Genomic DNA, 24051 nt, shown 5'->3' with positions numbered 1-24051 from the left:
AGCCATTATATTTGCTCGCATCATCTACTAATATTCTATGAAAATATTGTTCGGTATACAGGGTACAGGGAATGGCCACATTAGCCGCGCCCGCGAGATTGTACCCCTGTTGCAGCAATACGGCGAGGTGGACCTGCTGGTGAGCGGCACCGAAGCGGAAGTGAGTTTATCGCAACCGCTTAAATATCGTTTCCATGGGTTTAGCTTTGTGTTTGGTAAAAACGGCGGGGTAGATAATTGGGCCACCTTTAAGATCATGAACCTGCGCCAACTATGGAAGGATATGCACAGCATCCCTTTGGACCAATACGACCTTATTATTAACGATTTCGAACCCGTTAGTGCCTGGGCTTGCCGCCTGCAAAAGGTGCCGTCGGTGTCGTTAAGTCACCAATGCTCTTTTGTATCGCAAAAAACGCCAAGGCCAAAAAAATGGAACTATGCCGAGTGGCTTTTTAAATTTTATTCGCCCACTACGCACCATATCGGTTTCCACTTTGAGCGGTATGATGATTTTATCCATACCCCGGTAATCCGCAGCGATATCCGCCAGATGGTTACAAGCAACCTGGGCCATTATGCCGTTTACCTACCCGCCTACAGCGATAAAACGCTGATTAAGCACCTTAAAGAAACTAACGCCGAGTGGCAGATCTTCAGCAAGCGCACAAAAATAGCCTACAGCGAAGGCAATGTAACTGTTGTGCCGGTGAATAATGAGGCTTTCAACATCAGCCTTGCCAGTTGCGCCGGCCTGCTTACCGGCGGCGGTTTCGAAGGCCCTGCCGAGGCCTTGTTTTTGGGTAAAAAGGTTTTAATGATCCCCATGCGTGGCCAGTACGAGCAGCAGTGCAATGCCCTGTCCGCATCTAAACTTGGGGTAGAAGTTGTGCATACCATAGGCCCCGATTTTGTAGCCCGCATCAACAACTGGATAGCCGATGACCGCCGCATAGTGGTCGATTTCCCCGACGAGACCGCCAGGATAGTAGACGAGATGGTGAAAAAATACGCGCGGAAGTAAAGACACAAGAGATAAGAATCAAAAGACAAGATTAAATTCCAGGGCGCCGGGCAGTGCGATTCCCAATGGACTTACGCCGTCCCGATAGCTATCGGGAACGCTACGCTGGTCGGCCCTCTCTGCTGCGCTAAGAGGGTGTAAAATCAGTTATTGTTAAGGCGAACCCTCTTTCCGCGTAGCGAAGAGAGGATGGTAGAGCGAAGCAATGACCGGGTGAGTAAATAGCACACAACACTCTAAATTTTTGTGCTAATTTTGCAGCCAATAGCCAATCGGTATGATCAGTATTTTTAAGGTATTTAATCCGCTTAACATATTATGGCTGGCCATTTTAATTTTTGTGCTGCGTATAGGTTACGTAGCGCAAGTGCCCGATAAGCTCCAGTTTATATTTGTTGAACCCTTTGCACGTTTGCTGATACCCGCAAGTTACGAGTATGCATTTTCGCCCGTTGCCAATATCTTCCTGGCGGGATTAATTGTACTGGGGCAGGCCTTGCTGCTTAATTACCTGGTTAACCATTATAACCTTTTGGGGCGGTCAACCTTTTTACCGGCGCTGATGTATGTAACCCTTACCGCGCTGTTCACCCCTTTCATGACGCTGAGCGCGCCGCTCATCTGCAATTTTTTAGTGATCTGGATGCTGTTTAAACTATTCAGCCTCTACAAAAGCGATGATGCAAAGTCAACCGCTTATGATCTGGGGATGATCGTAGCTATCGGCTCTATCATTTACCTGCCTTATATCTACCTGTTCTTGTCTATCTGGATAGCGCTGATTATATTCAAGCCCATTAACTGGCGCGAGTGGATCTCGGGCGTGCTTGGGTACGCAACGGTGTTCTTCTTTTTCGCGGTATTTTACTACCTCAACAATAAGCTGGGCAGCTTTTATCATATCTGGGCACCGCTGGGCAGCAAGTTCCCAAGCATCAACATTAATTATTACAACTACCTGGTGCTGGTGCCTGTGCTGCTTATTTTGGTGCTTTACTTTTTTAAACTGCAGCAAAACTATTACAAAAGCTATGTGCAGGTACGTAAATCGTTCCAACTGTTGTTTATCATATTTTTGATAGGCGCTGGCTCGTTTTATGTAAAAACCGAGTTTAACCTTAACCACTTTTTACTGTGTGCCGTACCTGCGGCGGTGTTTTTTTCGTACTATTTTATCAACGCCAATATCCGCTGGATGTACGAAAGTTTGTATTTATTGCTGCTTATCAGCATCATATATTTTCAGTTTAACACTTTTTAACTTTTACATTCGTTCAAATTTCATAGGTTATATTAGTTTTGTACCATGAAATTTGGTGTAGTAATTTTCCCCGGCTCAAATTGCGATGAGGATATCATCCACGTTCTTCAAAATGTAATGGGCCAGCAGGTGGTGCGTTTGTGGCATAAAGACCACGATCTGCAAGGTGCTGAGTTTATTGTTTTGCCGGGCGGTTTCTCCTTCGGCGATTACCTTCGGTCGGGTGCTATTGCCCGCTTCTCGCCTATCATGCAAGAAGTTATCCAGTTTGCAGCCAAGGGCGGCAAGGTGATGGGCATTTGCAACGGTTTCCAGATATTAACAGAAGCAGGCCTCTTACCGGGTGCATTGCTGCACAACAAAAACCGCAAGTTTATTTGCCGCAACATCCACATGAAAGCGCAAACCGCAAACTCGTTGGTTACGCAATTGATAGACCCGCAACGCGCGCTAAAAATACCTTTGGCCCATGGCGAGGGTAATTATTTTGCCGATGCCGATGTATTAAAGGCCATTAATGATAACGACCAGGTATTGTTTCGCTATTGCGACGAGGCCGGTAACATTACCGATGACAGCAACCCTAACGGTTCGATAGAAAATATTGCCGGTGTAACCAATGCAGGCCGCAACGTGTTTGGCTTTATGCCACACCCCGAGCGCGCATCAGAAAGCCTTGTAGGTAACGAAGACGGACTGGCTATTTTTGAATCGATACTATCACTGGCCAGAGCGTAAATGCCAAACCTGGTTATTGATATTGGCAACACTTTTACTAAGATCGCCGTTTTTGAAAATGACGAGTTGCTTAAAGTGGACCAATACCAGCAGCCAACACAGCAAAACATCGATAGCTTTTTAAGTGGATCTAAAATTGGCGGGGTTATCATATCATCTGTAAAAACAGATAAACAACCCTGGCAAACCACGCTCGAAAAAGATTTTGGCGTGATACAATTTAACAGCGGCATAACAGCAGGCATAAATAATCAATACAGATCCCCTAAAACACTTGGCGCCGATAGGCTTGCCGCGGTAATAGGGGCAAATTATTTGTTCCCCAATATCAACAACATCATTATAAGCGGGGGCACCTGCATTACATATGACTTTGTTGACGCCGGCGCAAATTATTTTGGCGGCAGTATATCACCGGGGTTAAATATGCGTTATAAAGCCGTTAACCATTATACAGCTGCTTTGCCGTTGTTACAGGCTGACGAAAACTTTAGCTCCCCTTACGGTAATGATACCATATCGGCCATCAAATCGGGGGTGCAAAACGGGGTTAAATACGAGCTGCAAGGCTTCATAAACGAGTATATAAAAGCAACACAAGGGTACAATATCATACTAAGCGGGGGCGACAGTATTTTTTTTGATACTCTATTGAAAAATAGCATCTTTGCCCCCTGTATTAAAATTGAGCCTTATCTGGTTCTTAAAGGATTAAACGCAGCGATACAAAAGCATAATGACTAAATATATAAGGTTCCTGATAATACTGTTCTTATTTACTGCAACGGCACTTGGCGTAAAGGCACAATCTACTGCAACTACCAGCTCGCCATACTCGCGTTACGGTATAGGCGACATTAACCCAATGCTGCTGCCGCAAAATACTGCCATGGGTGGCATTGGTGTTGCAACCAACACTATAAGCGGTTTCTTTAATATAAACCCGCTTAACCCGGCATCAAACGCAAGCATCGGTTTAACGGTTATAGATGTTGGCTTGTACGGTAAATTCAACACGCTCGAAAAATCGGGGCAAACCTCGCAAAACAACGCCAACTTCAGGCTAAGCCATGTTGCTTTCGGTATCCCGTTAACAAAACGTTCGGCAGTTACCTTTGGGTTGATGCCATACAGCGAGCTGGGCTACAGCTACAGGCAGGTAACTTCTAACTTTGGTTCGGGCAATACAGGGATAGATACTAACGCGGTAAACTATATTTACAACGGTGATGGTGGTTTATCGAGGTTTTTCTTAGGCTACGGTTTTGGTATAGGCAAACACCTATCAATTGGTGCAAGCGCGTCATACATATTTGGCAACCTTAAAGAGTCCCAATCAACAGAGGTACCTAATTTGAGTGGTGTACTTAACTCAAGGATCGAAGAAAGCAATAGCATTAAAGGCTTCAATTACGATTACGGGATCCAGTACGGGATAGATTTTTCTGACAAGAAACGCTTAACGTTAGGGTATTCGGGGTCGGCAAATACAAAATTAAATACTACCAACAGCTATGTTGTTAGTAGCTATTACAGAGATAACAATGGTGACGAAGGCGTTGCTACAGATAGCCTTATCAATAACCAACAGGCATCTGCCAAAATACAATTACCAATGATAAACCGCTTTGGTATATCATTCCAAAACCAGGGCAAGTTTTTAATAGGTGCCGATTATACCATGAGTAATTGGTCAAAACTAACCGTTGCCGGTGTTAATAAAGGCCTTCGCGATAGCCGTACATTTAACATAGGGGGCCAGATCACGCCAAACGCAAACTCATTATCTAACTATTTTGCCGCTGTTGATTACCGCCTGGGCTTTATATACGATCAAACATACCTCAACGTAAATAATACCGATATTAAGCGGTACGCAGCTACATTTGGCGTTGGTTTGCCGCTTAGGTCAACCACAACATCAACCTTTTATAAAGTTAATATCGGTGCCGAAGTTGGCAAGCGTGGTACTTTGGTTAACAGCCTTGTAAAAGAAAATTACATTAACTTACACCTATCTTTCACACTTAACGATAAGTGGTTCCAGAAATACAGGTTCGATTAATATTGGCTAATGCAAAGCAGGCTTAAACAACTGAGCATATATTTACCGGCTGTTTTTATAGTCCTGCTTTTGAGCGCCTGCGAAAACGATATTAATAAGGTAAAAGCCATTGCCGCTGCCGATGCCACCAAGCCTATACAGCGCACTACCCGCGTAGATATGATATTAAGCGACTCTGGCTATGTAAAAGCACAACTCACCGCTCCCCTGCTTATACAATATGATATCAAAAAAGACCCTTACAGTGTAATGCCAAAAACGGTTAAGGTAATATTGTATAAACGCGATTTAAATAAAGACATCACCATTACTGCCGATACCGGTTATTATTACAAAGAGAAAGATATTATTATATTCAAAAAAAATGTTGTTTCTACCCGGATGGAAGATGGGGTGGTTTATAAATCAGAAGAGTTGATCTGGGACAAGAATAAAAAGCAAATTTACTCAAACAAGCAAGTGTTAATGACAAAGCCCAACGGCGATCAGATGATCGGCACAAGCTTTGTAAGCGACGACAAATTCCTAAACCCCAAGTTTGAAAACTCCACAGCCATCATCCACGTGGATGGCAACCTAGCGCAATAATAGCCCTGATTTTTTTCACAAAATTTTGTGTTATAGAATTTTAGTAAAAATTGTATCTTGCGCCTCTTTTTGAGGAATATAAAACATAGAAAATTATATGGGCATAATGGGTTTTTTGCGGGAGCGAATGGGAAAGATTCTCGCAATTGTGATTGGAGTAGCACTTTTAGGCTTTATTGCCGAAGAGGTAGTGCGTTCGGGCAGTTCTTTTTTTAGGGGCGATGCAACCACAGTAGGTGAAGTAAACGGCGAAAAGATCGCTTACACAGATTTTAACACCAAGTTAGAGCAATCTACACAACAGTTTAAACAAAAAAGTGGCGGCCAAAGCCTTACACCACAAATTAACAGCTACATACAGGAAACCACCTGGAACCAGTTCTTAACAGAAAAGTTGTTAAATAAAGAAATTACACGTTTAGGCCTTATTGTTGGCAGCGACGAAAGACAAGCTATGATAAGCGGTAACAATCCGGACCCGCAGATACAAAGCCAGTTTGTTGACGAAAAAGGCCAGTTTGATAAAAGCAAGCTTAACCAGTTCTTAACTTACCTGCAATCGCCAAAGGCCGAAAAAACACAATTAGACTCCTGGGCAGATTTTATTGTTCAATTGCAGGCTTCGAGGTTACAACAAAAGTATATGGCTTTAGTAACCAATGGCCTTTATGTAAACTCGCTTGACGCACAGGACGATTACCAGGCTAAAAACAAGCTTGCTAACTTTAAGTACACCGTGCTTGATTACGCATCAATACCTGATGCCAACATTAAGTTAACTGATAACGATTACAGCGACTATTACAACGCGCACAAAAGCGAATTTAAAAACGCTGCCGAGTTACGTAATTTTGAATATGTAAGCTTTAACGCATCACCTTCAAAAGACGATAGCGCTGCTGTAAAAACACAGATCGATAAATTACTGCCTGAGTTTAAAACAACCGCTAACGATTCTCTATTTGTACAGATCAACTCTGAAACAAAAGCACAGCTTGCTTACCAGAAAAAAGGCCAGTTGGAGCCTAAATTGGATTCGGTTATGTTTGCTGCCGAAAAAGGTTTTATATATGGCCCATACCTATCAAACGGCAGCTACAAAATAGCTAAGCTTGTTGATACACGCGTAGGCCCCGATTCTGTAAAAGCAAGAAGCATTATAATTAACCCTGCTGCAGAAGGTGGTGTTGATAAAGCTATAGCGAAAGCAGATTCACTTAAAAAATTAATAGCAGGCGGCAGGCCATTTGCCGAACTTGCTAAAAACTTCTCTGCCGATAAAGCATCGGGCGATAAAGGTGGTGACATAGGCACATTAGGCCGTGGCACGTTACCTGCCGCTTTTGCCGCTTTCGAAGATGCCATATTTAATGGTAAAACCGGGGATGTTAAAATTATAAACGCCCAATTTGGGGTAGCCCTTGTACAAATAGAAGAGCAAAAAGGTTTATCTAAGGTTGTTAAGGTTGCTATGGTTGATAAACCTTTGGCGCCAAGCAGCAAAACACAAAACGCAATTTACAGCAAAGCTCAAACTTTCTTAAGCACATTAACCGGCGATAACTTTGATGCACAGGCTAAAAAAGCAGGCCTTGCCATTAAGAACGCCGAAGATGTTAGCGGTAACACTGCTACAGTATTAGGTTTAGATAATGCACGCGAAATTGTTAAGTGGGTATTCAAATCAGATAAAGGCACTTTCTCTGACCAGGTATTCGCGGTTGGCGATCAATACGTTGTTGCCCGTGTATCTGCCATTAAACCTGCCGGTATTTTGCCGTTAGATGCTGTTAAAAAACAAATTGAGCCAATGGTTCGCATCGCTGTTAAAGGCAAACAACTGTCAGATAAATTTAGTGCAGCGCTAAACGGTGCTTCAACAATCGATCAGGTTGCTCAAAAAGCAGGCAGCAAGGTTGTTCCATTACAAAACATTGTATTTGCTAACCCGGTTATCCCGGGCTCGGCAGCAGAGTATAAAGTTGTAGGTACAGTATTTGGCTCGCAGCCAAACAAGGTGTCAAAACCTATCGAAGGCCAGCAAGGTGTTTACGTTATCTCTTTAGATAGCTTTACCAACCCCGCACAGCTTACCAACAACGTTCGCGAGAAAACTCAGTTAGGCCAAACACTTGTACAACGCTCGCAAGGCCAGGTGCTTGATGCGCTGAAAGATAAGGCGAATGTAAAAGATAACAGAGCTAAGTTCTTCTAAGAAAAATTTAAAGTAATTTTGCATCCGGCACCAACGTTATAGTTGCTGCCGGATTTTTTATTTGAAGGCACCATGGAAATACAGGAAAACATCATCAATAAAGTTGCGCAAAGCGGGCTGGTTACATTAGACCCTGCCCAGTTTTACGCCCCGGGCGAGCGTGTGGTTTACGACATTAAGGATAACCTTTTCCATGGCTTGATGTTGCGCGAGAAAGATTTTCGTGAGTTTGTAAAAACGCATGATTGGGCTCAGTACCAGGATAAGAACGTAGCCGTTACCTGCACTGCCGATGCCATTGTACCTGCATGGGCCTACATGTTACTGGCAAACCGTTTGGCACCCTATGCCCGCGCGGTTGTATTTGGCGACGCCGATGTTTTGGAAACCGTATTATTTGTAAAAGAAGTAGCCGGGCTTGATGTGGAGCAATACCGCGACCAGCGTGTGGTGATAAAGGGCTGCGGTGATCTGCCTGTTCCGGTATCGGCTTATGTAGAGCTCACGCAAAGGCTTACCCCGGTTGCAAAAAGCCTGATGTTTGGCGAACCATGCTCTACAGTGCCCATTTATAAACGCAAAGATTAAACCAGCCTCACCCCACCCGATCTTAGGCAGAGGGTTCAAAAAAACAACTGCTAAAATATATGAAACCAGAGATTAAACTGTAATATCTTAATTGCGTCTATACCAACCAAATGAAGAAATACTATTTAGTTCTGATACTTGTTACCGCCTTAACCCGCGCTTTTAGCCAGGACGAGGCTACAAAAACCAAAGAGGTTGCATTTAAAGCTGGCGAGCAAATTACCTATAAACTTAAATACGGTTTTTTTAGCGCTGCCGAAGCTGTGATAAAGGTGGAGAACAGTCCGCTGAAGTTTAACGGGCACTCCTCATTACATATTAACGCTGCTGCCCGTACGCTGGGCACATTTAACCTGTTGTTTAAAACCAAAAACGAATACCACTCATACATCGATCCAATAACCCTGCTGCCGTACTACTATTCGGAGAACAGGCAGGAGTCTAAATACAGGCATACCGATAAGGTAACATTTGACAGGGAAAAGAATGTGATCACTGCAGATAAGGGGCAATTCCCGTTCAAGGGTAATGTGTTCGATTTTTTATCCTGCTACTACTTTGCCCGTAACATCGATGTATCGCACCTTAAAATTGGCGAAAAGCTTGATTTGCGCTATTTTCTGGAAGATGGCATCCACTCGTTAACCATTACTTACCTGGGTAAGGAGCGGGTAAAATGCGGGCTTGGAACGTTCAACTGTTTAAAGTTTAACCCCACAATTATTCCCGGCCGCATCTTCAAAAAAAACAGTATGCTATATTTGTGGATCACTGATGATAAGAACCGCATCCCCGTTAAGGCGCATGTGGAATTGGTGGTTGGCAGTTTAGTGATGGACCTTAGCCAGGCCAGCGGGCTTAAATACCCGTTAAACCCGGTACAAAAATAAAATACAAGATGATTGAAGTAGGAAGCGTGTTGTTGCACGAGGATGTAATTAAAAACAATTTTGTTTGCAATTTAAACAAGTGCAAAGGCGCATGCTGCCTGGAAGGCGACTCCGGCGCGCCACTTAACCATGATGAGCTGGACAAACTGGACGAGATTTATCCGAAGGTAAAACCATACATGACGGCCAAAGGCATCGCCACTATTGAACGCGAAGGCACCTACGTAACCGATTTTGAGGGCGATTACACCACCCCATGTGTAGAGGTTAATAAAGAATGCGCCTACGTGATCTGGGAAAACGGCATCACCAAATGTGCTATCGAAAAGGCATACGAAGAAGGCGCGGTTGACTGGCAAAAACCTATCTCATGCCACCTGTACCCTATCCGCATTACCGCATACCCGGAGTTTGATGTTTTGAATTACGACCGTTGGAGCATTTGTAGCCCCGCCTGTTCTTTTGGCGACGAGCTACAGGTTAAAGTGCACGAATTTTTAAAAGGCCCGCTTATCCGCAAGTATGGCGAGGGCTGGTACCGCGACCTGGAAGATACGGTAGCCGGTATCTAATTAAGAATAATGAATGTTGAATTTTAACAAAGGGTACCTCATTATTCAATGTTGATATTCAGTTTAAAAATTATGTTTTTTTGTTATCACAAAGGGGCTTGCTTGCTCCGTTAGGAGCTGCCGCTTTGTAGAAATATGCTTATACCTCTCTTGCGCCGTAGGTGCAACCCCGATACAAAAAGGGTAACCTCTACGAGGCAAATAAATTAGCATCGTTTTGCTACAAAGCGATAACTCCTAACGTAGCATTTACAACTAACCCTTGATACCTGCCTCATAAAACAACCCTTTCCCGATACAAGCTTTTACGATTAATTTAAATAATATTGCACTTTATAATATTTGTTAATGAAAAAGGCTTTAATAACCGGTATAACAGGGCAGGATGGCGCATATTTAGCTGAATTTTTGCTTAAAAAAGGATACGAGGTACACGGTATAAAACGCAGGTCGTCATCGTTCAATACCGACAGGATAGACCACCTTTACCACGACCCGCACGAAAGTGGCGCCAAACTGATGCTGCACTATGGCGACCTTACCGATGCTATGAACCTTACCAGGCTGATCCAGGAGATTCAACCCGATGAGATTTACAACCTGGGCGCCCAAAGCCACGTTAAGGTAAGTTTCGATTCTCCCGAATATACCGCCAATGCCGATGGCCTGGGCGTACTCCGTATATTGGAAGCAGTACGTTTATTGGGGTTCACCAAAAAAACACGTATTTACCAGGCATCTACATCAGAGCTTTACGGCCTGGTGCAACATGTGCCCCAAAGCGAAACCACGCCTTTTTACCCGCGTTCGCCATATGCAGTAGCCAAACTTTATGGTTATTGGATCATCGTAAACTACCGCGAGGCTTATGGCATGTATGCCTGCAACGGCATCTTATTTAACCACGAGAGCCCCATCCGCGGCGAAACTTTTGTTACCCGTAAAATTACTCGTGCCGTTGCCAAGATAGGCTTGGGCCTGCAGGATTGCCTGTATGTGGGCAATTTAAGCGCCCAGCGCGACTGGGGCCACGCAAAGGACTATATAGTTGCCATGTGGCTAATGTTACAACAGGACAAGCCTGAAGACTATGTAATAGCAACAGGTGTAACCACCACCGTGCGCGAATTTATTAAAATGGCCTTTAACGAATTGGGCATCGAAATAGAATTTAGCGGCAAGGACGAGAACGAAAAAGGTGTTATCATCGATATTGATCAGCAAAAGATAGAAAGCCTTGGCTTAAACCCCGATGGTTTAAAATTTGGACAAACCATAGTAAAGGTAGACTCTAAATATTTTAGGCCTACCGAGGTCGACCTGTTGATAGGCGACCCGTCTAAAGCCAAAAAACAATTAGGCTGGGAACCGGGTTATGACTTGCAAGCCCTTGTTAACGACATGGTAAACTCGGACCTGCACCTGGCTAAAAAGGACGAGCACATGAAGAAAGGCGGCTTTAAAACACAAAACTATTTTGAATAGCTAAAAGGCAAAATATGAAGAGAATTTTTATCAGCATTACGCTCTTACTGGTTACTGTGGGCATAGCCCGTTCGCAATCAGTTTATCAGCCCTACTCTTACGATTTTTATCAGAAGTTTAATGCTGATGCGTATTCAACCAAAACCCGTTTACATACCAGCATCAAGCCCTTTTTTGTCGACGATTCACTGTTGATGCACCGTTATGATTCTATTATGAATTATGGCGATAAAGGTTCAACAAATATCTTATACCGCAAGCTTTTTAACGAGCATCTAATTGATATAAAAAGCCAAAACTCCACCTTTTACGCCGATCTGCTTCCCGACTTTAACATCGGGCGCGATTTTTCTTCCAAGCAAAACACCTACCTTAATTCGATTGGGATGCAGTTTGGTGGCACGGTTGGTAAAAAGTTTTATTACAATGTATCCGGCTACTTAAACCGCGCCGAAGTACCGGATTATATTTCTACCTACATCAGGCAGGTTGGTATTGCGCCAGGGATGGCTTACGCGGGAACTTTTAACAATAAACCAAATGCTTACGGCTGGGATTATATTACGGCCGTGGCATCATATACTCCGGTTAAGTATATCAATATTAGCGCCGGGCGCGATAAAACCTTTATTGGCGATGGCTACCGCTCATTATTGTTATCAGATTATGCATCACCATACCCTTTCTTTAAACTAACGGCCAACCTGGGCAATGTTAAGTACATGGCCATGTGGGCTTACTTTAGCGACCCTGCCGGCACCAGCGACATAAATATCGACCGTAATAAATTTGGCATATTCCATTATTTAGACTGGAATGTTAACAACAGGCTTTCGTTTGGCTTTTTTGATTCTGTTATTTGGGCCGGTACCGATGACAAAGGCCACGCGCGCGGATTTGATTTTAGCTATATTAACCCCGTTATATTCTTAAGGCCGATAGAGGCTGCAGGTGGTTCGCCGGATAACGCTTTAATAGGTTTTACAACCAAATATAAGTTAACTGATGGCATAACGGCTTACGGCCAATTTTCGTTAGATGAGTTTACTGCCAGTGAGTTTTTTAATAATACAGGTAGTGCCCGTAATAAATTTGGTTACCAGGTTGGTATTCGTGGCGCCAACTTATTTGGTGTACAAAACCTTAATTATTTGTTAGAGCAAAATACCGTTAGGCCCTACACCTATTCTGAAAGGGCCAGTATATTAAACTACTCGGCCAATAGCGAGCCGCTTGCACACCCATGGGGCGCTAACTTCCGCGAAGTGGTTGCCTTACTAAACTACTCGTATAAACGTTTTGATTTCATGGGCGAAGCTAACTATGGCCGCTATGGGTTAGACTTAAACAATCAAAATTATGGTAAAGATATATTTGAATCTTACCGGGACCCGGTAAACCGTGATGATAATATTATTGGCCAGGGATTAAAAACCAATATGGTTTACTTACAGGGCAAAATTGGTTATGTGCTAAACCCAAAATACAATTTAAGGCTGGAGCTTGGCGGCATTTACCGCACCGAAAAGAACAGCGACTTTAACGACAAAACCAGTATGATCACCTTCGGCGTGCGCAGTTCGTTCCGCCAGATCTATACTGATCTCGCCAGTTATAAAACGCATTAAGGAAAATTAAAAAGCATCAAGAAGGCCCCGAATTACCGGGGCCTTTTTGGATATTATAATGCTTTTTTTTCGCCTTTAAACCGCTTTCATTTCGCCTTTTATTGCACGCAAAAACTCGTTAGCGTGCTGCGAGCCTATGATGTACACCAACCCATCGCGATCTGTTAAATGGATGGCATCATTACCGGCCGCGTAAAAACGAATGGTGCCTTTTGTATGCAGGTTATAAACCGGGTTGTTAAATAAGTAACGGCTGTAGGTGCCTTTCTCCACTTTTACGATGCTGTTCAGGTCTATTTTAACGCGGCGGGTGCTCCACAGGCCATCAAGCAAAATGCTTTTGTTTACCACATGGGTGCTAAAGTGCAGCAGGAACCCCATGATAATGGAGATGATGATGATCACAAAACCGACAATGGCCAGCAGGTCGCCGTTACGTTCGCGTTCGTCGGTAAAAAAGTAAGCGGCAAAGCAAAATAGCGCCAAAACCAGGCGGATGGTAATGGGGATCCACTCCCTTCCCAGGTACTGCTTTTCTACAAATACTGATTTATCGCTCATAATTTAAACAGTTCGAATATAGTAACTTTTTTAGTGTTATCATTTACTTTATACCTTTCGTCGGGCCGGTAACCGCCTATCCAAATGATGTCGCCATTACCATTTACAAGTACGGGCACATCGCCTTTTCTGTTCAGCGGTACTTTCTGATGAATAAAAAAATCGCTCAGCTTTTGCTTCGTTTTCATCCCCAGCGGGTAAAATGCATCTCCCTGCTGCCATGCACGAATGGTTAAAGGATAAACCAATTTATCTGCATCAATAGAAACAGCCAACGGGTTATTTTTAACGATCAAAGCACTATCATCATGCAGTAACGTAAGCTTGTACCCGCTATAAACAACATGCGTATCATCTTGGGCGATGTTTACATCTGCATTTACACCAGTACTTTTAGTGCTAATGATAAGCCTGCCTCTATCAACCACTAAGGTGAACCCGGGGCTTTCAAACACCCTGCCTGCATGTTTATCTAAAACCGTTAGCAGATCGTCAACCACGGTTTCTATAAAGCCAAAGCCCTGTAATAATTTGTAAAGCAACAGGCGCTGTGGCGAGAGTTCTTTGATCTTATCGATAGCGATATGGACCTCTTTCCCGTGTTGTATCAACAGTTCGGTTTTAAGCGCCTCAACTTTATTGTTCAGCAAAATCTCCAGATCCCTAAAGTTGCGCAGGTTGTTCTCAAATGTCGCCTCCAGGTTGGGGTTTAACTGTTTTAGCAATGGGACAACCTGGTGGCGTATTTTGTTACGGGCATATTTTGCAGATGCGTTTGAGGCATCCTCCACATATTTTAAACCTTCGGTAGTGATGATAGTCTGTATTTCGTCGCGGGTGAGGAAGAGTAGCGGGCGCGCCAGTTGGCCATTTTTCGGCAAAATACCATGCAAACCAGCTATACCTGTACCACGTGTAAGGTTTAACAATATTGTTTCGATAGTATCGTTCTGATGGTGTGCAAGGGCTATGGTATCGTAACCATCTGACTGACTGATTTGAGCGAACCAATTGTACCGCAGATCGCGCGCAGCCATCTGGATAGAAATTTTGTTGTTAACGGCGTATTGTTGGGTATCAAAATTGATGGTATGGAAGTTTACGCCAAGTTGCCCGGCAAGCTGGCGGGTAAATTCCTGGTCGGCACCGGCATCGGCACCGCGAAGCATAAAGTTGCAATGCGCTATACTAAAATTGTACCCGGCGGCTTTTAGCAAATGCGCCATCAGTACCGAATCCATGCCCCCGCTTACCGCTGCCAGTATGTTATTGGCGGGTGCAAACAGGTTGTTTTGTTCAATAAAATCAACAAAGCGTTTAACAGGAAGCATCCGTCAAAATTATTAAATTAAAAACCCCAGCAAAAAACTAATTTTGCCATCGTGATAAAATACATTTTCAGTACATTTTTTATACTCCTTACCCTGGCGGTGTCGGCACAGAAAAAATCTGTTGTAAAGCTAATACAATCAAAAAGCAGCCAGATTATACAGCTTAACGGCAAAAATGTGCTTAAGGTTTACCAGGGTGTGTTTCAGCAGGATTATTCGATCATGCGGTCAGACAGCGCGTACTTTTACGTTGCCGATAACGCTTTTGATGCCTTTAATAACGTACACATTACCCAAGGCGATACACTGAATATTTATTCGGACAAGCTAAACTATAACGGCAATACCAAAATTGCTATCTTAACAGATAATGTAAAGTTGATTGACAGGGACGCCACGCTCACCACTAACTATCTTACCTATAACACCGCAACCCGCATAGGCACCTACACCGGCGGCGGCAAACTGGTAAATAAAGACAACACACTTACCAGTAAAAACGGCTATTATTTTGCCTTCTCGCGCGATTCTTATTTCCGTTACAACGTGGTGCTGGTTACGCCGGATGCCTTGATAAAAACAGATACCCTTCGCTACAATACCGGCAGCCGCATTGCCTATTTTTACGGCCCCACTAATATTTACGATACTAAGGACAAAAAAGACACCCTTTATACCGAGAACGGCCTTTACAATACCCAAACGGAGCAAGCCTTTTTTGGCAAGAAAAACCTTTACAAGCAAGGCACCAAAACATTAAAAGGTGACAGCTTATTTTATGACAAGCTGAAAGGCTACGGCCGCGCGGTAAAGCGGGTAACATTTCATGACCGCGAGCAGAACATTACCCTAAAGGGCGATCTGGCTACTTATTATAAAGAAGGGGAACGTACCGTTGTTACGCAGGACCCATACGTAATTATTGTTACCGAAGAAAAAGATTCGACCCGGACAGATACCGTGCCTGTTGCCAAACCCGGCATAAAGGCAGCTAACCCCATCGCGGTTAAAAACGGGGTGCCTGCCGCCGTTGTAAAAAAAGCCGATGCGTTGGCCGTAAAGCAAGCGCCGCCAAATACCATTCCCATTAAAACCGGCGGCATCCCCATACCGGGGATTATTGATACCCTTACTAAAATTGCCAAAGCTAACCCTGACGCGGTTAAGGCGGCCAATACTATTATTGCCAAAAAAGTGAACGCCCCCGGTGTAAAACCATTTAGGGGCACCACGCCGCTTAAGGGGGCGGGCCTTTCTGCATTCCCGATGGCGCCAAAAGATACGGTTTTGAAGATCGAAGCGCCGGATAAAAAAGTAAAACGCGATTCGATCTATATCTCTGCCGATACGCTGGTAACCCAGATATTGATGTATAAAGATGTAAAGATAATGCAGGAGAAGCAGCGCCTGTTAAGCGTTCGTGATACATCGACAAAAACAAAAAAAACCACCGTTGAGGGGCAAAAAAAGAATGATAAATTTTTGACCTTAAACCCGCCACGCTTTAGGCGCGATACCGCTTACCTGCACCGCGACTTTTTTGCTGATTACAAGTTTGCCCCCAGGGATATTGTGCTAACACTACCCGTAAAAGGCAAAGGCAACGCCGTAAAAACTGATGCAGGGTTTAGTACAGCTACCTCAAAAGCGGACAAAGGGGCGTTTGGTACACTTGGTGGCGCAAAGGGTGACAAGGGCGCGTTTGGGACATTACCGGCCGGAACCACTGCAAGAACTGCTGACACCACAAATGTGGATAAAGACCCTATATTTTACACCCCGCCAATTACGTTGAGCGATACGGCAAGGGTGCGTATTATTAAGGCATACCATAACGCCAAACTATTTAAATCTGACTTGCAGGCTAAGGCCGATTCGATGTTTTACAGCTATGCCGACTCGACCCTGCGCTGCTACATACAGCCTTTGATATGGACACAGGGCTCGCAATTATCTGCCGATACCATCACCATGCAAATGAAGAACAAAAAGATGGATAACCTGAACATGTACCCGCAATCTTTTATTGTGAACATTGAAAAAGGCGATTCTACTAACTTTAACCAGGTGGCATCTAAACGCATGAAGGGTTTCTTCAAAAATGGCAAACTGGACAGGATGTTTATTGTAGGCAATGCCGAAAGTATCGCTTACAGCCGCGATAGCTCAAAACGTGTGGATGGGATGCAGCGGTCTTTAGCCAGCAAGATGCGCATCTATTTTAAAAATAACAGCGCCAACAATATCTTCTTTATCTCTAAACCAGAACATCGCTACGGCCCATTAGCCAAGTTTAAGGAGGATGACCTGATCTTGAAGGGTTTTATATGGAAACCAAAGGAACGGCCGGTATCTAAAGAATCTATCATTCCTTCATACAACAGGAAGATAGCCAGGGCCAAAGCTGCGGCCAATAAAAAAGCCGCAGATGCCGACAAGGGAAAAATGAGCAAACCGGGCGAGAAAGTGGGTAAAGATTCTTTACAAAAGAAATCACCTGTGCCGCCGGGTACAAGGGCTGCCAAGGATAGCACCGGTGTAAAATCGCCGGTTATTAAAGCACCTGCCGGTGGTGCAAAGGCCGATAGCGCGGCAATAAAAACAAAAGGCGTAATTAAAGCGCCGGCAGATAAAGCTAAGCAGGACAAAACCGCTGTTACGCCAATACCTGTTACTAAAGCCGCGGCAGACACGCTGAAAAATAAGCCGGCTGCAACGCTTAAAACCAAAAAAGACTCGACGGCTACTAAGCCTTAGCCTGGTTATTTAAAAAAACCGATAAGCAGATCAACCGCGCGGCCACGATGGCTGATGCGGTTTTTTGCGTCCATGCTCATTTCGGCAAAGGTAATGTCATAACCATCCGGCTGAAATATCGGGTCGTAACCAAAGCCTTTTGTCCCACAACGTTCCCGGCGAATGGTGCCATTAACAATGCCATCAAAAAAATGCTCTTCGCCGTTCCACATCAGGGATATCACCGTGCGGAAACGCGCCTTGCGGTTAGTTGTATCCTTCAGGTTAGCAAGCACCTTGTCTATATTGGCTTCATGGTCGCCATGTTTACCTGCATAGCGGGCCGAGTAGATGCCGGGGTCGTTATTCAACGCCTCTATTTCCAGCCCGCTATCGTCCCCAAAACAATTGAGGTTATATTTTTGGTAGATGAATTGGCTTTTAATGGATGCGTTCTCATTAAAGGTTAACCCTGTTTCTTCAATATCATCATGGCAGCCAATATCATCAAGGCTTAATAACTTTATTTGGGTGCCGGCCTTGCCCTGCACCTCCTCCAGCTTATGCGCGTTGTTGGTGGCAAATACTAATTGCTGCATGTTACAGGGTTTTCATTTGTTCCCAAAATAGCTTTTTGTTATCGTTGCTGCTCATCATCTCATAAAAACTAAAGCTGTACAACACATGCGTTTTTTTGCCCTGCAATGGTTGGTTAAGCGGCAGTTTGCCTATCCCCTCAGGCAGCGAGTCGGCACCCATAATTACCAGCCTGGTTGGCGTAAAGTAAGCGGCAAGAGCGGCAAGCTTCACAGGGGCGTATTTGTTTACGTTTAGTATCGCAACATCATCAAGCGCAAGCTCTTTACGTTTCAGTATATTTTCAAGCGCGATAAGGTGTGCTGCCGCGATGTGTTCTTCGTTGGCGTAGTTTACCAGCACCACAAAGTTTTTATTGTTTTTACCCAGATAATTAAATTCGTTATCAGGCGTTTGTACAATTGGTTCGGTTGTTTTAGGGGTAGCGGAAACGGGTGTTGGCTGTGCTACAGGTTGTTCTGCAATTACCGGGACAGCAGGTTGCTCTGTCACTATAACGGTAGGGGCCTGCGCAAGGGTTTGTTCATCAACCGCGGTAGCTGTGTACAAGCCTTTGTCCTTATTAAGCAGGTAAACTTCTTCCTGCATAATGTAGGCAAAGGCCTGCGGGTTGTCAACTTTCATATTTAACATAATTTAACCAAAAATACCTATTCCTGTTGATGCATTATCAGCATATTCGCATTACGGCTTAATTATACATTTATTATTAATAAATTTTACCGAAATTCGCATTTTTAACGGATAAACTATCCGTAGCAATTAGTTTAAAAAGTACATGAGAAAAATCGCACTGTCCATTATAACTTCTTTTATATTTCTGTCATTTGCCCAGGCACAGGTACGTACACTTGATAAGATAGCAGCTGTTGTAGGCAGCGGGATCGTTCTACAGTCAGACATTGAGTTGCAATACGCGCAATACCTGGTGAGCGGCCAACAGCCAAATCCAAGTGTAAAATGCTTTATCCTGCAAAATCAGCTTACCCAAAAATTGCTTGCCCAGCAGGCCGTGATCGATAGCGTGCAGGTAAAAGACGAAGAAGTTGATGCCGAAGTTGACCGCCGGATGCGTAGCTTTATACAGCGCGCAGGTAGCCAGGATAAGTTAGAAGGTTTTTTAGGCCGCTCTGTTATCCAGTACAAGGATGAGCTTCGCCCGGATATCAAGGAATCTCTGGTGGCACAGCGCATGCGTTCAAAAATTACCGAAAAGGTGAACACTACCCCACAGGATGTAAAAAAATACTTTGAATCGATGCCTAAAGATAGCTTACCATCTTACAACAAAGAGATAGAGGTAGGCGAGATCGTGTTTTCACCAAAACTGAATAAAGAAGAGAAGGAGTTTTACAAACAAAAAGCAGAAGACCTTAGGGCAAGGGTAAAAAAAGGTGAAGACTTTGGTACACTGGCAAGGCTTTACTCGCAAGATCCCGGCTCGGCACCTGATGGTGGCGACCTTGGCTTTTTTGACCGTACCGTAATGGTAAAAGAATTTACCGCAAACGCGTTTAAACTTAAAACCGGCGAGATCTCGAACGTGTTTGAAACCGAAAATGGTTTCCACTTTTTACAGGTTATTGAACGCCGCGGCGAGCAGGTACACGTACGCCACATACTGATTATGCCAACGGTTACCGAGGCAAGTTTAGGCCGTTCGCAAACTACTGCCGATAGCGTTTACAACGTAATGATGAGGGTTAAGAAATTTGATTTTAGCAGTGCGGCAGCCTTTTACTCTGATGATAAAGAAACCAAGTTTAACGGCGGTATGATGCTGAATGCAGATAACGTTCAAACCCGTTCTACTTACATCCCTACAGATAAGCTCGACCCGCAGATAGCGCTAACCACCGACACCATGAAAGTGGGCTCGGTTTCAAAACCACAATTGTTTACAGACCAGCAAACGGGCAAAAAAGCTTATAAGATCTTATACCTAAAATCGGTTACTAATGCGCACAAGGCTAATTTAGAGCAGGATTTTGCCAAACTAAAAGAAGCTGCCACAAACGATAAACTTAGCCGTACCATTACCCAATGGTTTGATAAACGCCGTAAAGAAACATTCATCAAAATCGACCCTGAGTACCAAAGCTGCCCGCCATTAAAAAGCTGGATAGCTGCCGAAACAACAGCACAAGCCAAAACTGAATAAGTATGCCATACCGCTCAGATGTTGAGGCCGCCGATGCTTTGAAGAACGTTTATCAGCAAATTCGTGCTGAGATCGGTAAAGTGATAGTTGGCCAGGATGAAGTTATTAAGTTTGTACTTATCTCCATCTTCAGCAATGGGCACTGTTTACTTGTGGGTGTACCCGGCTTGGCAAAAACCCTGCTGGTGCAAACCGTGGCACAGGTTTTAGACCTCGACTTTAAGCGCATCCAATTTACGCCCGACCTTATGCCGTCTGACATCATCGGCTCGGAGATTTTGGGTGAGGACAGGAATTTTAAGTTCATAAAAGGCCCGGTGTTCTCAAACATCATACTGGCCGATGAGATTAACCGTACACCGCCAAAAACGCAGGCCGCTTTGTTAGAAGCCATGCAGGAAAAATCGGTTACGGCGGCGGGCGTTACCCACACACTTGCCAAGCCATTTTTTGTACTGGCTACCCAAAACCCTATTGAACAGGAAGGCACCTACCCCCTACCCGAAGCACAGTTAGACCGCTTTATGTTTAACGTGGCTTTAGATTACCCTACGTTTAAAGAGGAATTACAGGTAGTAAAAAACACCACCAGCAGCAATACCGTAACCGTTAAGAAACAATTGAATGCCGAGCAGATCATCTACTTCCAGCAATTGGTTCGGAATATCCCGGTAAGCGATAATGTTTTGGAGTATGCTGTTAAGCTTATTAGTAAAACGCGCCCTAACAGCGAGTTTGCAAGCCCGCAGGTGAAGCGTTTATTAAACTGGGGCGCAGGCCCGCGCGCATCACAATTTTTGATCCTGGGGGCTAAATGCCATGCTGTGCTTAACGGAAAGTACTCGCCGGATATTGAGGATGTACAGGCAGTAGCAAAACCCATACTTAGCCACCGTATAGTACGCAGCTACCACGCCGAAGCCGAAGGCCTTACAGCTAATGATATTATTGAGCAGCTTTTTTAGGAAATTCTGAATCCTAAGATCTAAATCCTAAAAGGAAAACTCTAATTCTAAAGGACGCAAGATAATTAATCTAAAATCGTAAATACGTTAGTTTTCTACTGTAGAGAATATCTCCAGTAACACATTCCACCTGTGGTTGGCATCAATTTCCCAGATACGTACGTAGTTGTAATTGTTAACTATGTTGCCTTTTTTAATACGGGCTGTGCCGTAGGTATAAGCCAGATCATTACTGGTAGACCGGCCAACGTTAACCGTTTCTGCAAATATACTGATGCCTTCGTTATCAATAAATTTCTGGATCTTATCGGTACCTGTCATCGGCTCAAAACCCGGGAAATAGTAACGTGCTTCCGGGCTTAAAAACTCTTTGTAGCCGGCCAGTGAGGATAATTCTAACGAGTGATTAAGGGTCTTATCCGTAGCTACTAAGATGTTTTTACCTGCAAACGGATCTTTACTTGGCGCTTTTTGCTTGGTTAGATCAGGTTCTTTGAAATCCGTTACGGCTTCCTGCTCAGGCTCGGGGTGTTGGATGCCCAGGTTTAAAAGCAGTTTAAATTTGTTATCAGAATTATCTAAACGCCATAACGATACGTAATCGCCGTACACTTTATCATCATCTGTTTTGCCATTCTGGTAAACATAAGGGCCGGACGTAAAACCAAGGTCGCCATTAGCAGATAACCGCGCAAATTTTGGCTGTGAGCTAAGTTTACCGGGTAGTTTTTCTATACCGCTGTAAAACTCGGTTATTTTAACCGCGTTGGGTTTAAACACAATACCCTCAGCATCGGCTACGGATAAAAAACCGTCTTTAATACCTTTACGTTCAACTACCTTATTAAAATTCTCTTCGGCATTTACAACAGAAATAACTTCAACTTTGGCTTGTGCCATTGCCGAAAGGCTAAATCCTGATAATATAATAGCAGCTAATAATGATCTTCTCATGTGTTTACTTATTATAATTTGCTTGGGCAATTTAATAATTATTTTAACTGATTAACATAAAGGCTGCCCGGCCCTAATTGTTTTAATAGTAATACTTGTTTTAACGTTTATTAACAGCTCCGCCTTTTATCCTCTCCTTTGCAAATCGCAGGGAGAGGCTTAAATCCTGATCCAATCGGTAGTGCCCTGCTTGTTATCGTTTAGCTGGAAGCCTATCTCTTTTAAGCCCTCGCGGATCTTGTCAGACGTTGCGTAGTCCTTATTTGTTTTGGCTTCGTTGCGTAACTTGATCACCAGGTGCATCAGGTCGTCGGTATCTGCATTCTCGTTATCGTCCTGCTTTAAACCTAAAACATCATAAAAGAAATCGTTATACGTTTTCTTCATCCGTTCAAAAGTGGCTGCCGCTATCTCCCCCGAGTTACGGGTGGTAGCCGCATACGAGTTGATCCATTTGGATAAGTTGTTCAGAGCATCTAACGTTTTTGGCGAGTTAAAATTGTCGTTCATGCTGTTATAGCAGTCATCGCAAATATCATTTATCGCTTTATTGGTTTCGTCATCAACGGCAGTTAACTCATTCTGCTGCAACGTAACTAACTTTTTGGCACTCTCTGCCAGCTTCTTGTAAAAGATCTCTGCCGCCTCTATAGCCTCGTTGCTAAAATCGACCGTGCTGCGGTAGCTGGCCTGCATAAAAAAGAACCTCACCGTCATGGGGCTATAGCCTTTTTTCAGCAGGGGATGGTCGCCTGCAAATAACTCGTGCGGTAAAAAACTGTTCCCTAACGATTTTGACATTTTTTGCCCGTTCATGGTAAGCATATTGGTATGTAACCAGTACGATGCCGGGTTTTTACCGCAGCAAGCTACGTTCTGCGCAATCTCGTTAGTATGGTGGGTAGGCATCAGATCGATACCACCACCGTGGATATCAAATTGCTGGCCCAGGTATTTATTACTCATGGCAGAGCATTCCAAGTGCCAACCCGGGAAACCCAATCCCCACGGCGACGGCCATTTCATCAAATGCTCGGGCTTCGCTTTTATCCAAAGGGCAAAATCAAGCTTGCCGTGCTTTTCAGTTTGGCCGCCAAGGTTGCGGGTGTTATTCAGCATATCCTCCAGTTTGCGGCCGTTAAGTATGCCGTAATCCTGGCTTTGGTTATATTTTTCTACATCAAAGTAAACCGAGCCATAAACCTCATAAGCGTAGCCTTTTTCAAGGATGCTTTTTACCAGTTCTATCTGCTCAATAATATGGCCGGTTGCCGTTGGCTCGATGCTTGGCGGCAAGGCGTTAAAAGTTTCCATCACCTTATGAAAATCAACAGTGTATTTCTGTACAATTTCCATTGGCTCCAACTGGGCTATTTTTGCTTTTTTAGATACTTTGTCTTCTCCTTCGTCGCTATCGCCCTCTAAATGGCCGGCATCGGTAATATTACGGACGTAGCGCACTTTATATCCAAGGTGCAGCAGGTACCTGTAAATAAGGTCGAAAGAAATAAAGGTACGGCAGTTGCCTATATGCACATCGCTATATACGGTAGGGCCACAAACGTACATGCCAACATGGCCTTCGTTAAGTGGCTTAAACTCTTCTTTTTTACGTGTTAAAGTATTGTAAACAAATAATTTTTGTTCCATAAGCGCAAACTTACAATTTTAGGCGTGGAGTTTATTTTTGAA

21 protein-coding genes are annotated in these 24051 nt (G+C 44.0%); 15 read left to right on the top strand and 6 right to left on the bottom strand.

The genetic code is table 11. The features are described from left to right. Positions 1 to 37: 37 nt before the first annotated feature. From ABIB39_RS05090 to ABIB39_RS05035, 12 genes are all read left to right on the top strand, one after another. Positions 38 to 1024, top strand: a complete 987-nt coding sequence (locus tag ABIB39_RS05090) for a glycosyltransferase family protein (protein ID WP_354427863.1) — start codon at positions 38 to 40, stop codon at positions 1022 to 1024. 277 nt (positions 1025 to 1301) lie between these two features. Beyond that, on the top strand, positions 1302 to 2285 hold the full coding sequence (locus ABIB39_RS05085; protein WP_354427861.1) for a DUF6427 family protein: 984 nt from the start codon (positions 1302 to 1304) through the stop codon (positions 2283 to 2285). Positions 2286 to 2330: 45 nt separating this feature from the next. After that, on the top strand, positions 2331 to 3023 hold the full coding sequence (purQ, locus tag ABIB39_RS05080) for a phosphoribosylformylglycinamidine synthase subunit PurQ (RefSeq protein WP_354427859.1): 693 nt from the start codon (positions 2331 to 2333) through the stop codon (positions 3021 to 3023). Next, positions 3024 to 3767: a type III pantothenate kinase gene (locus ABIB39_RS05075; RefSeq protein WP_354427857.1), complete on the top strand. Its 744-nt coding sequence runs from the start codon at positions 3024 to 3026 to the stop codon at positions 3765 to 3767. Further along, positions 3760 to 5088 carry a BamG family beta-barrel-assembly machinery protein gene (gene bamG / locus ABIB39_RS05070; RefSeq protein WP_354427855.1) on the top strand — a complete coding sequence of 443 codons (1329 nt, stop codon included), beginning with the start codon at positions 3760 to 3762 and terminating at the stop codon, positions 5086 to 5088. Before ABIB39_RS05075 ends, bamG begins: the two co-directional genes overlap by 8 nt. Before the next feature lie 9 nt (positions 5089 to 5097). Then, positions 5098 to 5676, top strand: coding sequence for an LPS export ABC transporter periplasmic protein LptC (gene lptC, locus ABIB39_RS05065; protein ID WP_354427854.1), 579 nt, complete (start codon positions 5098 to 5100; stop codon positions 5674 to 5676). A 97-nt stretch (positions 5677 to 5773) separates the two neighbouring features. Next, positions 5774 to 7891 carry a peptidylprolyl isomerase gene (locus ABIB39_RS05060; protein WP_354427853.1) on the top strand — a complete coding sequence of 706 codons (2118 nt, stop codon included), beginning with the start codon at positions 5774 to 5776 and terminating at the stop codon, positions 7889 to 7891. Between the two features lie 72 nt (positions 7892 to 7963). Further along, entirely contained in the window at positions 7964 to 8479 is a 516-nt protein-coding gene (locus ABIB39_RS05055) for a DUF2480 family protein (protein ID WP_354427851.1), read from the top strand. Between the two features lie 110 nt (positions 8480 to 8589). Beyond that, positions 8590 to 9369 (top strand): DUF3108 domain-containing protein, encoded by a 780-nt coding sequence (locus tag ABIB39_RS05050; protein WP_354427849.1) that lies wholly within the window; start codon positions 8590 to 8592, stop codon positions 9367 to 9369. Between the two features lie 8 nt (positions 9370 to 9377). Then, on the top strand, positions 9378 to 9941 hold the full coding sequence (locus tag ABIB39_RS05045) for a DUF3109 family protein (RefSeq protein WP_354427847.1): 564 nt from the start codon (positions 9378 to 9380) through the stop codon (positions 9939 to 9941). 348 nt (positions 9942 to 10289) lie between these two features. After that, complete coding sequence (gene gmd / locus ABIB39_RS05040) at positions 10290 to 11426, top strand: GDP-mannose 4,6-dehydratase (RefSeq protein WP_354427845.1); 1137 nt, start codon at positions 10290 to 10292, stop codon at positions 11424 to 11426. A gap of 14 nt (positions 11427 to 11440) precedes the next feature. Further along, positions 11441 to 13054 carry a capsule assembly Wzi family protein gene (locus tag ABIB39_RS05035; RefSeq protein ID WP_354427843.1) on the top strand — a complete coding sequence of 538 codons (1614 nt, stop codon included), beginning with the start codon at positions 11441 to 11443 and terminating at the stop codon, positions 13052 to 13054. A 75-nt stretch (positions 13055 to 13129) separates the two neighbouring features. On the opposite strand, the gene ABIB39_RS05030 is transcribed toward ABIB39_RS05035, so the two are convergent. Together ABIB39_RS05030 and tilS are read right to left on the bottom strand one after the other, a co-directional pair. Beyond that, positions 13130 to 13615, bottom strand: a complete 486-nt coding sequence (locus tag ABIB39_RS05030; RefSeq protein WP_354427841.1) for a hypothetical protein — start codon at positions 13613 to 13615, stop codon at positions 13130 to 13132. Further along, positions 13612 to 14946: a tRNA lysidine(34) synthetase TilS gene (gene tilS / locus ABIB39_RS05025; RefSeq protein WP_354427839.1), complete on the bottom strand. Its 1335-nt coding sequence runs from the start codon at positions 14944 to 14946 to the stop codon at positions 13612 to 13614. Before tilS ends, ABIB39_RS05030 begins: the two co-directional genes overlap by 4 nt. A 51-nt stretch (positions 14947 to 14997) precedes the next feature. Here tilS and ABIB39_RS05020 point away from each other — a divergent pair, with 51 nt between their 5' ends. Further along, entirely contained in the window at positions 14998 to 17703 is a 2706-nt protein-coding gene (locus ABIB39_RS05020) for an OstA-like protein (protein WP_354427837.1), read from the top strand. 5 nt (positions 17704 to 17708) lie between these two features. On the opposite strand, the gene ABIB39_RS05015 is transcribed toward ABIB39_RS05020, so the two are convergent. Then, entirely contained in the window at positions 17709 to 18281 is a 573-nt protein-coding gene (locus tag ABIB39_RS05015) for a non-canonical purine NTP diphosphatase (RefSeq protein ID WP_354427835.1), read from the bottom strand. Position 18282: 1 nt separating this feature from the next. Beyond that, entirely contained in the window at positions 18283 to 18903 is a 621-nt protein-coding gene (locus ABIB39_RS05010; protein WP_354427834.1) for a hypothetical protein, read from the bottom strand. A gap of 154 nt (positions 18904 to 19057) precedes the next feature. Between ABIB39_RS05010 and ABIB39_RS05005 the strand changes: the two genes are divergently transcribed. Further along, entirely contained in the window at positions 19058 to 20440 is a 1383-nt protein-coding gene (locus ABIB39_RS05005) for a peptidylprolyl isomerase (protein WP_354427832.1), read from the top strand. 2 nt (positions 20441 to 20442) lie between these two features. Then, positions 20443 to 21405 (top strand): AAA family ATPase, encoded by a 963-nt coding sequence (locus ABIB39_RS05000; RefSeq protein ID WP_354427830.1) that lies wholly within the window; start codon positions 20443 to 20445, stop codon positions 21403 to 21405. An 87-nt stretch (positions 21406 to 21492) separates the two neighbouring features. Here ABIB39_RS05000 and ABIB39_RS04995 read toward each other — a convergent pair whose 3' ends face one another. Both ABIB39_RS04995 and cysS read right to left on the bottom strand, forming a co-directional pair. Next, positions 21493 to 22359: a DUF4440 domain-containing protein gene (locus ABIB39_RS04995; RefSeq protein WP_354427828.1), complete on the bottom strand. Its 867-nt coding sequence runs from the start codon at positions 22357 to 22359 to the stop codon at positions 21493 to 21495. 159 nt (positions 22360 to 22518) lie between these two features. After that, entirely contained in the window at positions 22519 to 24009 is a 1491-nt protein-coding gene (gene cysS / locus ABIB39_RS04990; protein WP_354427826.1) for a cysteine--tRNA ligase, read from the bottom strand. Positions 24010 to 24051: the final 42 nt, after the last annotated feature.

The organism is Mucilaginibacter sp. UYP27, assembly GCF_040547175.1.
In the GTDB taxonomy this organism is placed as follows: domain Bacteria; phylum Bacteroidota; class Bacteroidia; order Sphingobacteriales; family Sphingobacteriaceae; genus Mucilaginibacter.
Note: the sequence above shows the minus strand (reverse complement) of the source record. Positions and strands in the feature narration are given on the sequence as shown.

Excerpts from the sequence above, each read along its gene's own strand:
- ABIB39_RS05000 (WP_354427830.1), top strand. The coding sequence starts at position 20,443 with ATGCCATACCGCTCAGATGTTGAGGCCGCCGATGCTTTGAAGAACGTT.
- ABIB39_RS05060 (WP_354427853.1), top strand. The coding sequence starts at position 5,774 with ATGGGCATAATGGGTTTTTTGCGGGAGCGAATGGGAAAGATTCTCGCA.
- ABIB39_RS05075 (WP_354427857.1), top strand. The coding sequence starts at position 3,024 with ATGCCAAACCTGGTTATTGATATTGGCAACACTTTTACTAAGATCGCC.
- gmd (WP_354427845.1), top strand. The coding sequence starts at position 10,290 with ATGAAAAAGGCTTTAATAACCGGTATAACAGGGCAGGATGGCGCATAT.
- ABIB39_RS05090 (WP_354427863.1), top strand. The coding sequence starts at position 38 with ATGAAAATATTGTTCGGTATACAGGGTACAGGGAATGGCCACATTAGC.
- ABIB39_RS05005 (WP_354427832.1), top strand. The coding sequence starts at position 19,058 with ATGAGAAAAATCGCACTGTCCATTATAACTTCTTTTATATTTCTGTCA.
- tilS (WP_354427839.1), bottom strand. The coding sequence starts at position 14,946 with ATGCTTCCTGTTAAACGCTTTGTTGATTTTATTGAACAAAACAACCTG.
- cysS (WP_354427826.1), bottom strand. The coding sequence starts at position 24,009 with ATGGAACAAAAATTATTTGTTTACAATACTTTAACACGTAAAAAAGAA.
- ABIB39_RS05010 (WP_354427834.1), bottom strand. The coding sequence starts at position 18,903 with ATGAAAGTTGACAACCCGCAGGCCTTTGCCTACATTATGCAGGAAGAA.
- bamG (WP_354427855.1), top strand. The coding sequence starts at position 3,760 with ATGACTAAATATATAAGGTTCCTGATAATACTGTTCTTATTTACTGCA.
- ABIB39_RS05055 (WP_354427851.1), top strand. The coding sequence starts at position 7,964 with ATGGAAATACAGGAAAACATCATCAATAAAGTTGCGCAAAGCGGGCTG.
- ABIB39_RS05050 (WP_354427849.1), top strand. The coding sequence starts at position 8,590 with ATGAAGAAATACTATTTAGTTCTGATACTTGTTACCGCCTTAACCCGC.
- ABIB39_RS05045 (WP_354427847.1), top strand. The coding sequence starts at position 9,378 with ATGATTGAAGTAGGAAGCGTGTTGTTGCACGAGGATGTAATTAAAAAC.
- ABIB39_RS05030 (WP_354427841.1), bottom strand. The coding sequence starts at position 13,615 with ATGAGCGATAAATCAGTATTTGTAGAAAAGCAGTACCTGGGAAGGGAG.
- purQ (WP_354427859.1), top strand. The coding sequence starts at position 2,331 with ATGAAATTTGGTGTAGTAATTTTCCCCGGCTCAAATTGCGATGAGGAT.
- lptC (WP_354427854.1), top strand. The coding sequence starts at position 5,098 with ATGCAAAGCAGGCTTAAACAACTGAGCATATATTTACCGGCTGTTTTT.
- ABIB39_RS05015 (WP_354427835.1), bottom strand. The coding sequence starts at position 18,281 with ATGCAGCAATTAGTATTTGCCACCAACAACGCGCATAAGCTGGAGGAG.
- ABIB39_RS05085 (WP_354427861.1), top strand. The coding sequence starts at position 1,302 with ATGATCAGTATTTTTAAGGTATTTAATCCGCTTAACATATTATGGCTG.
- ABIB39_RS05035 (WP_354427843.1), top strand. The coding sequence starts at position 11,441 with ATGAAGAGAATTTTTATCAGCATTACGCTCTTACTGGTTACTGTGGGC.
- ABIB39_RS04995 (WP_354427828.1), bottom strand. The coding sequence starts at position 22,359 with ATGAGAAGATCATTATTAGCTGCTATTATATTATCAGGATTTAGCCTT.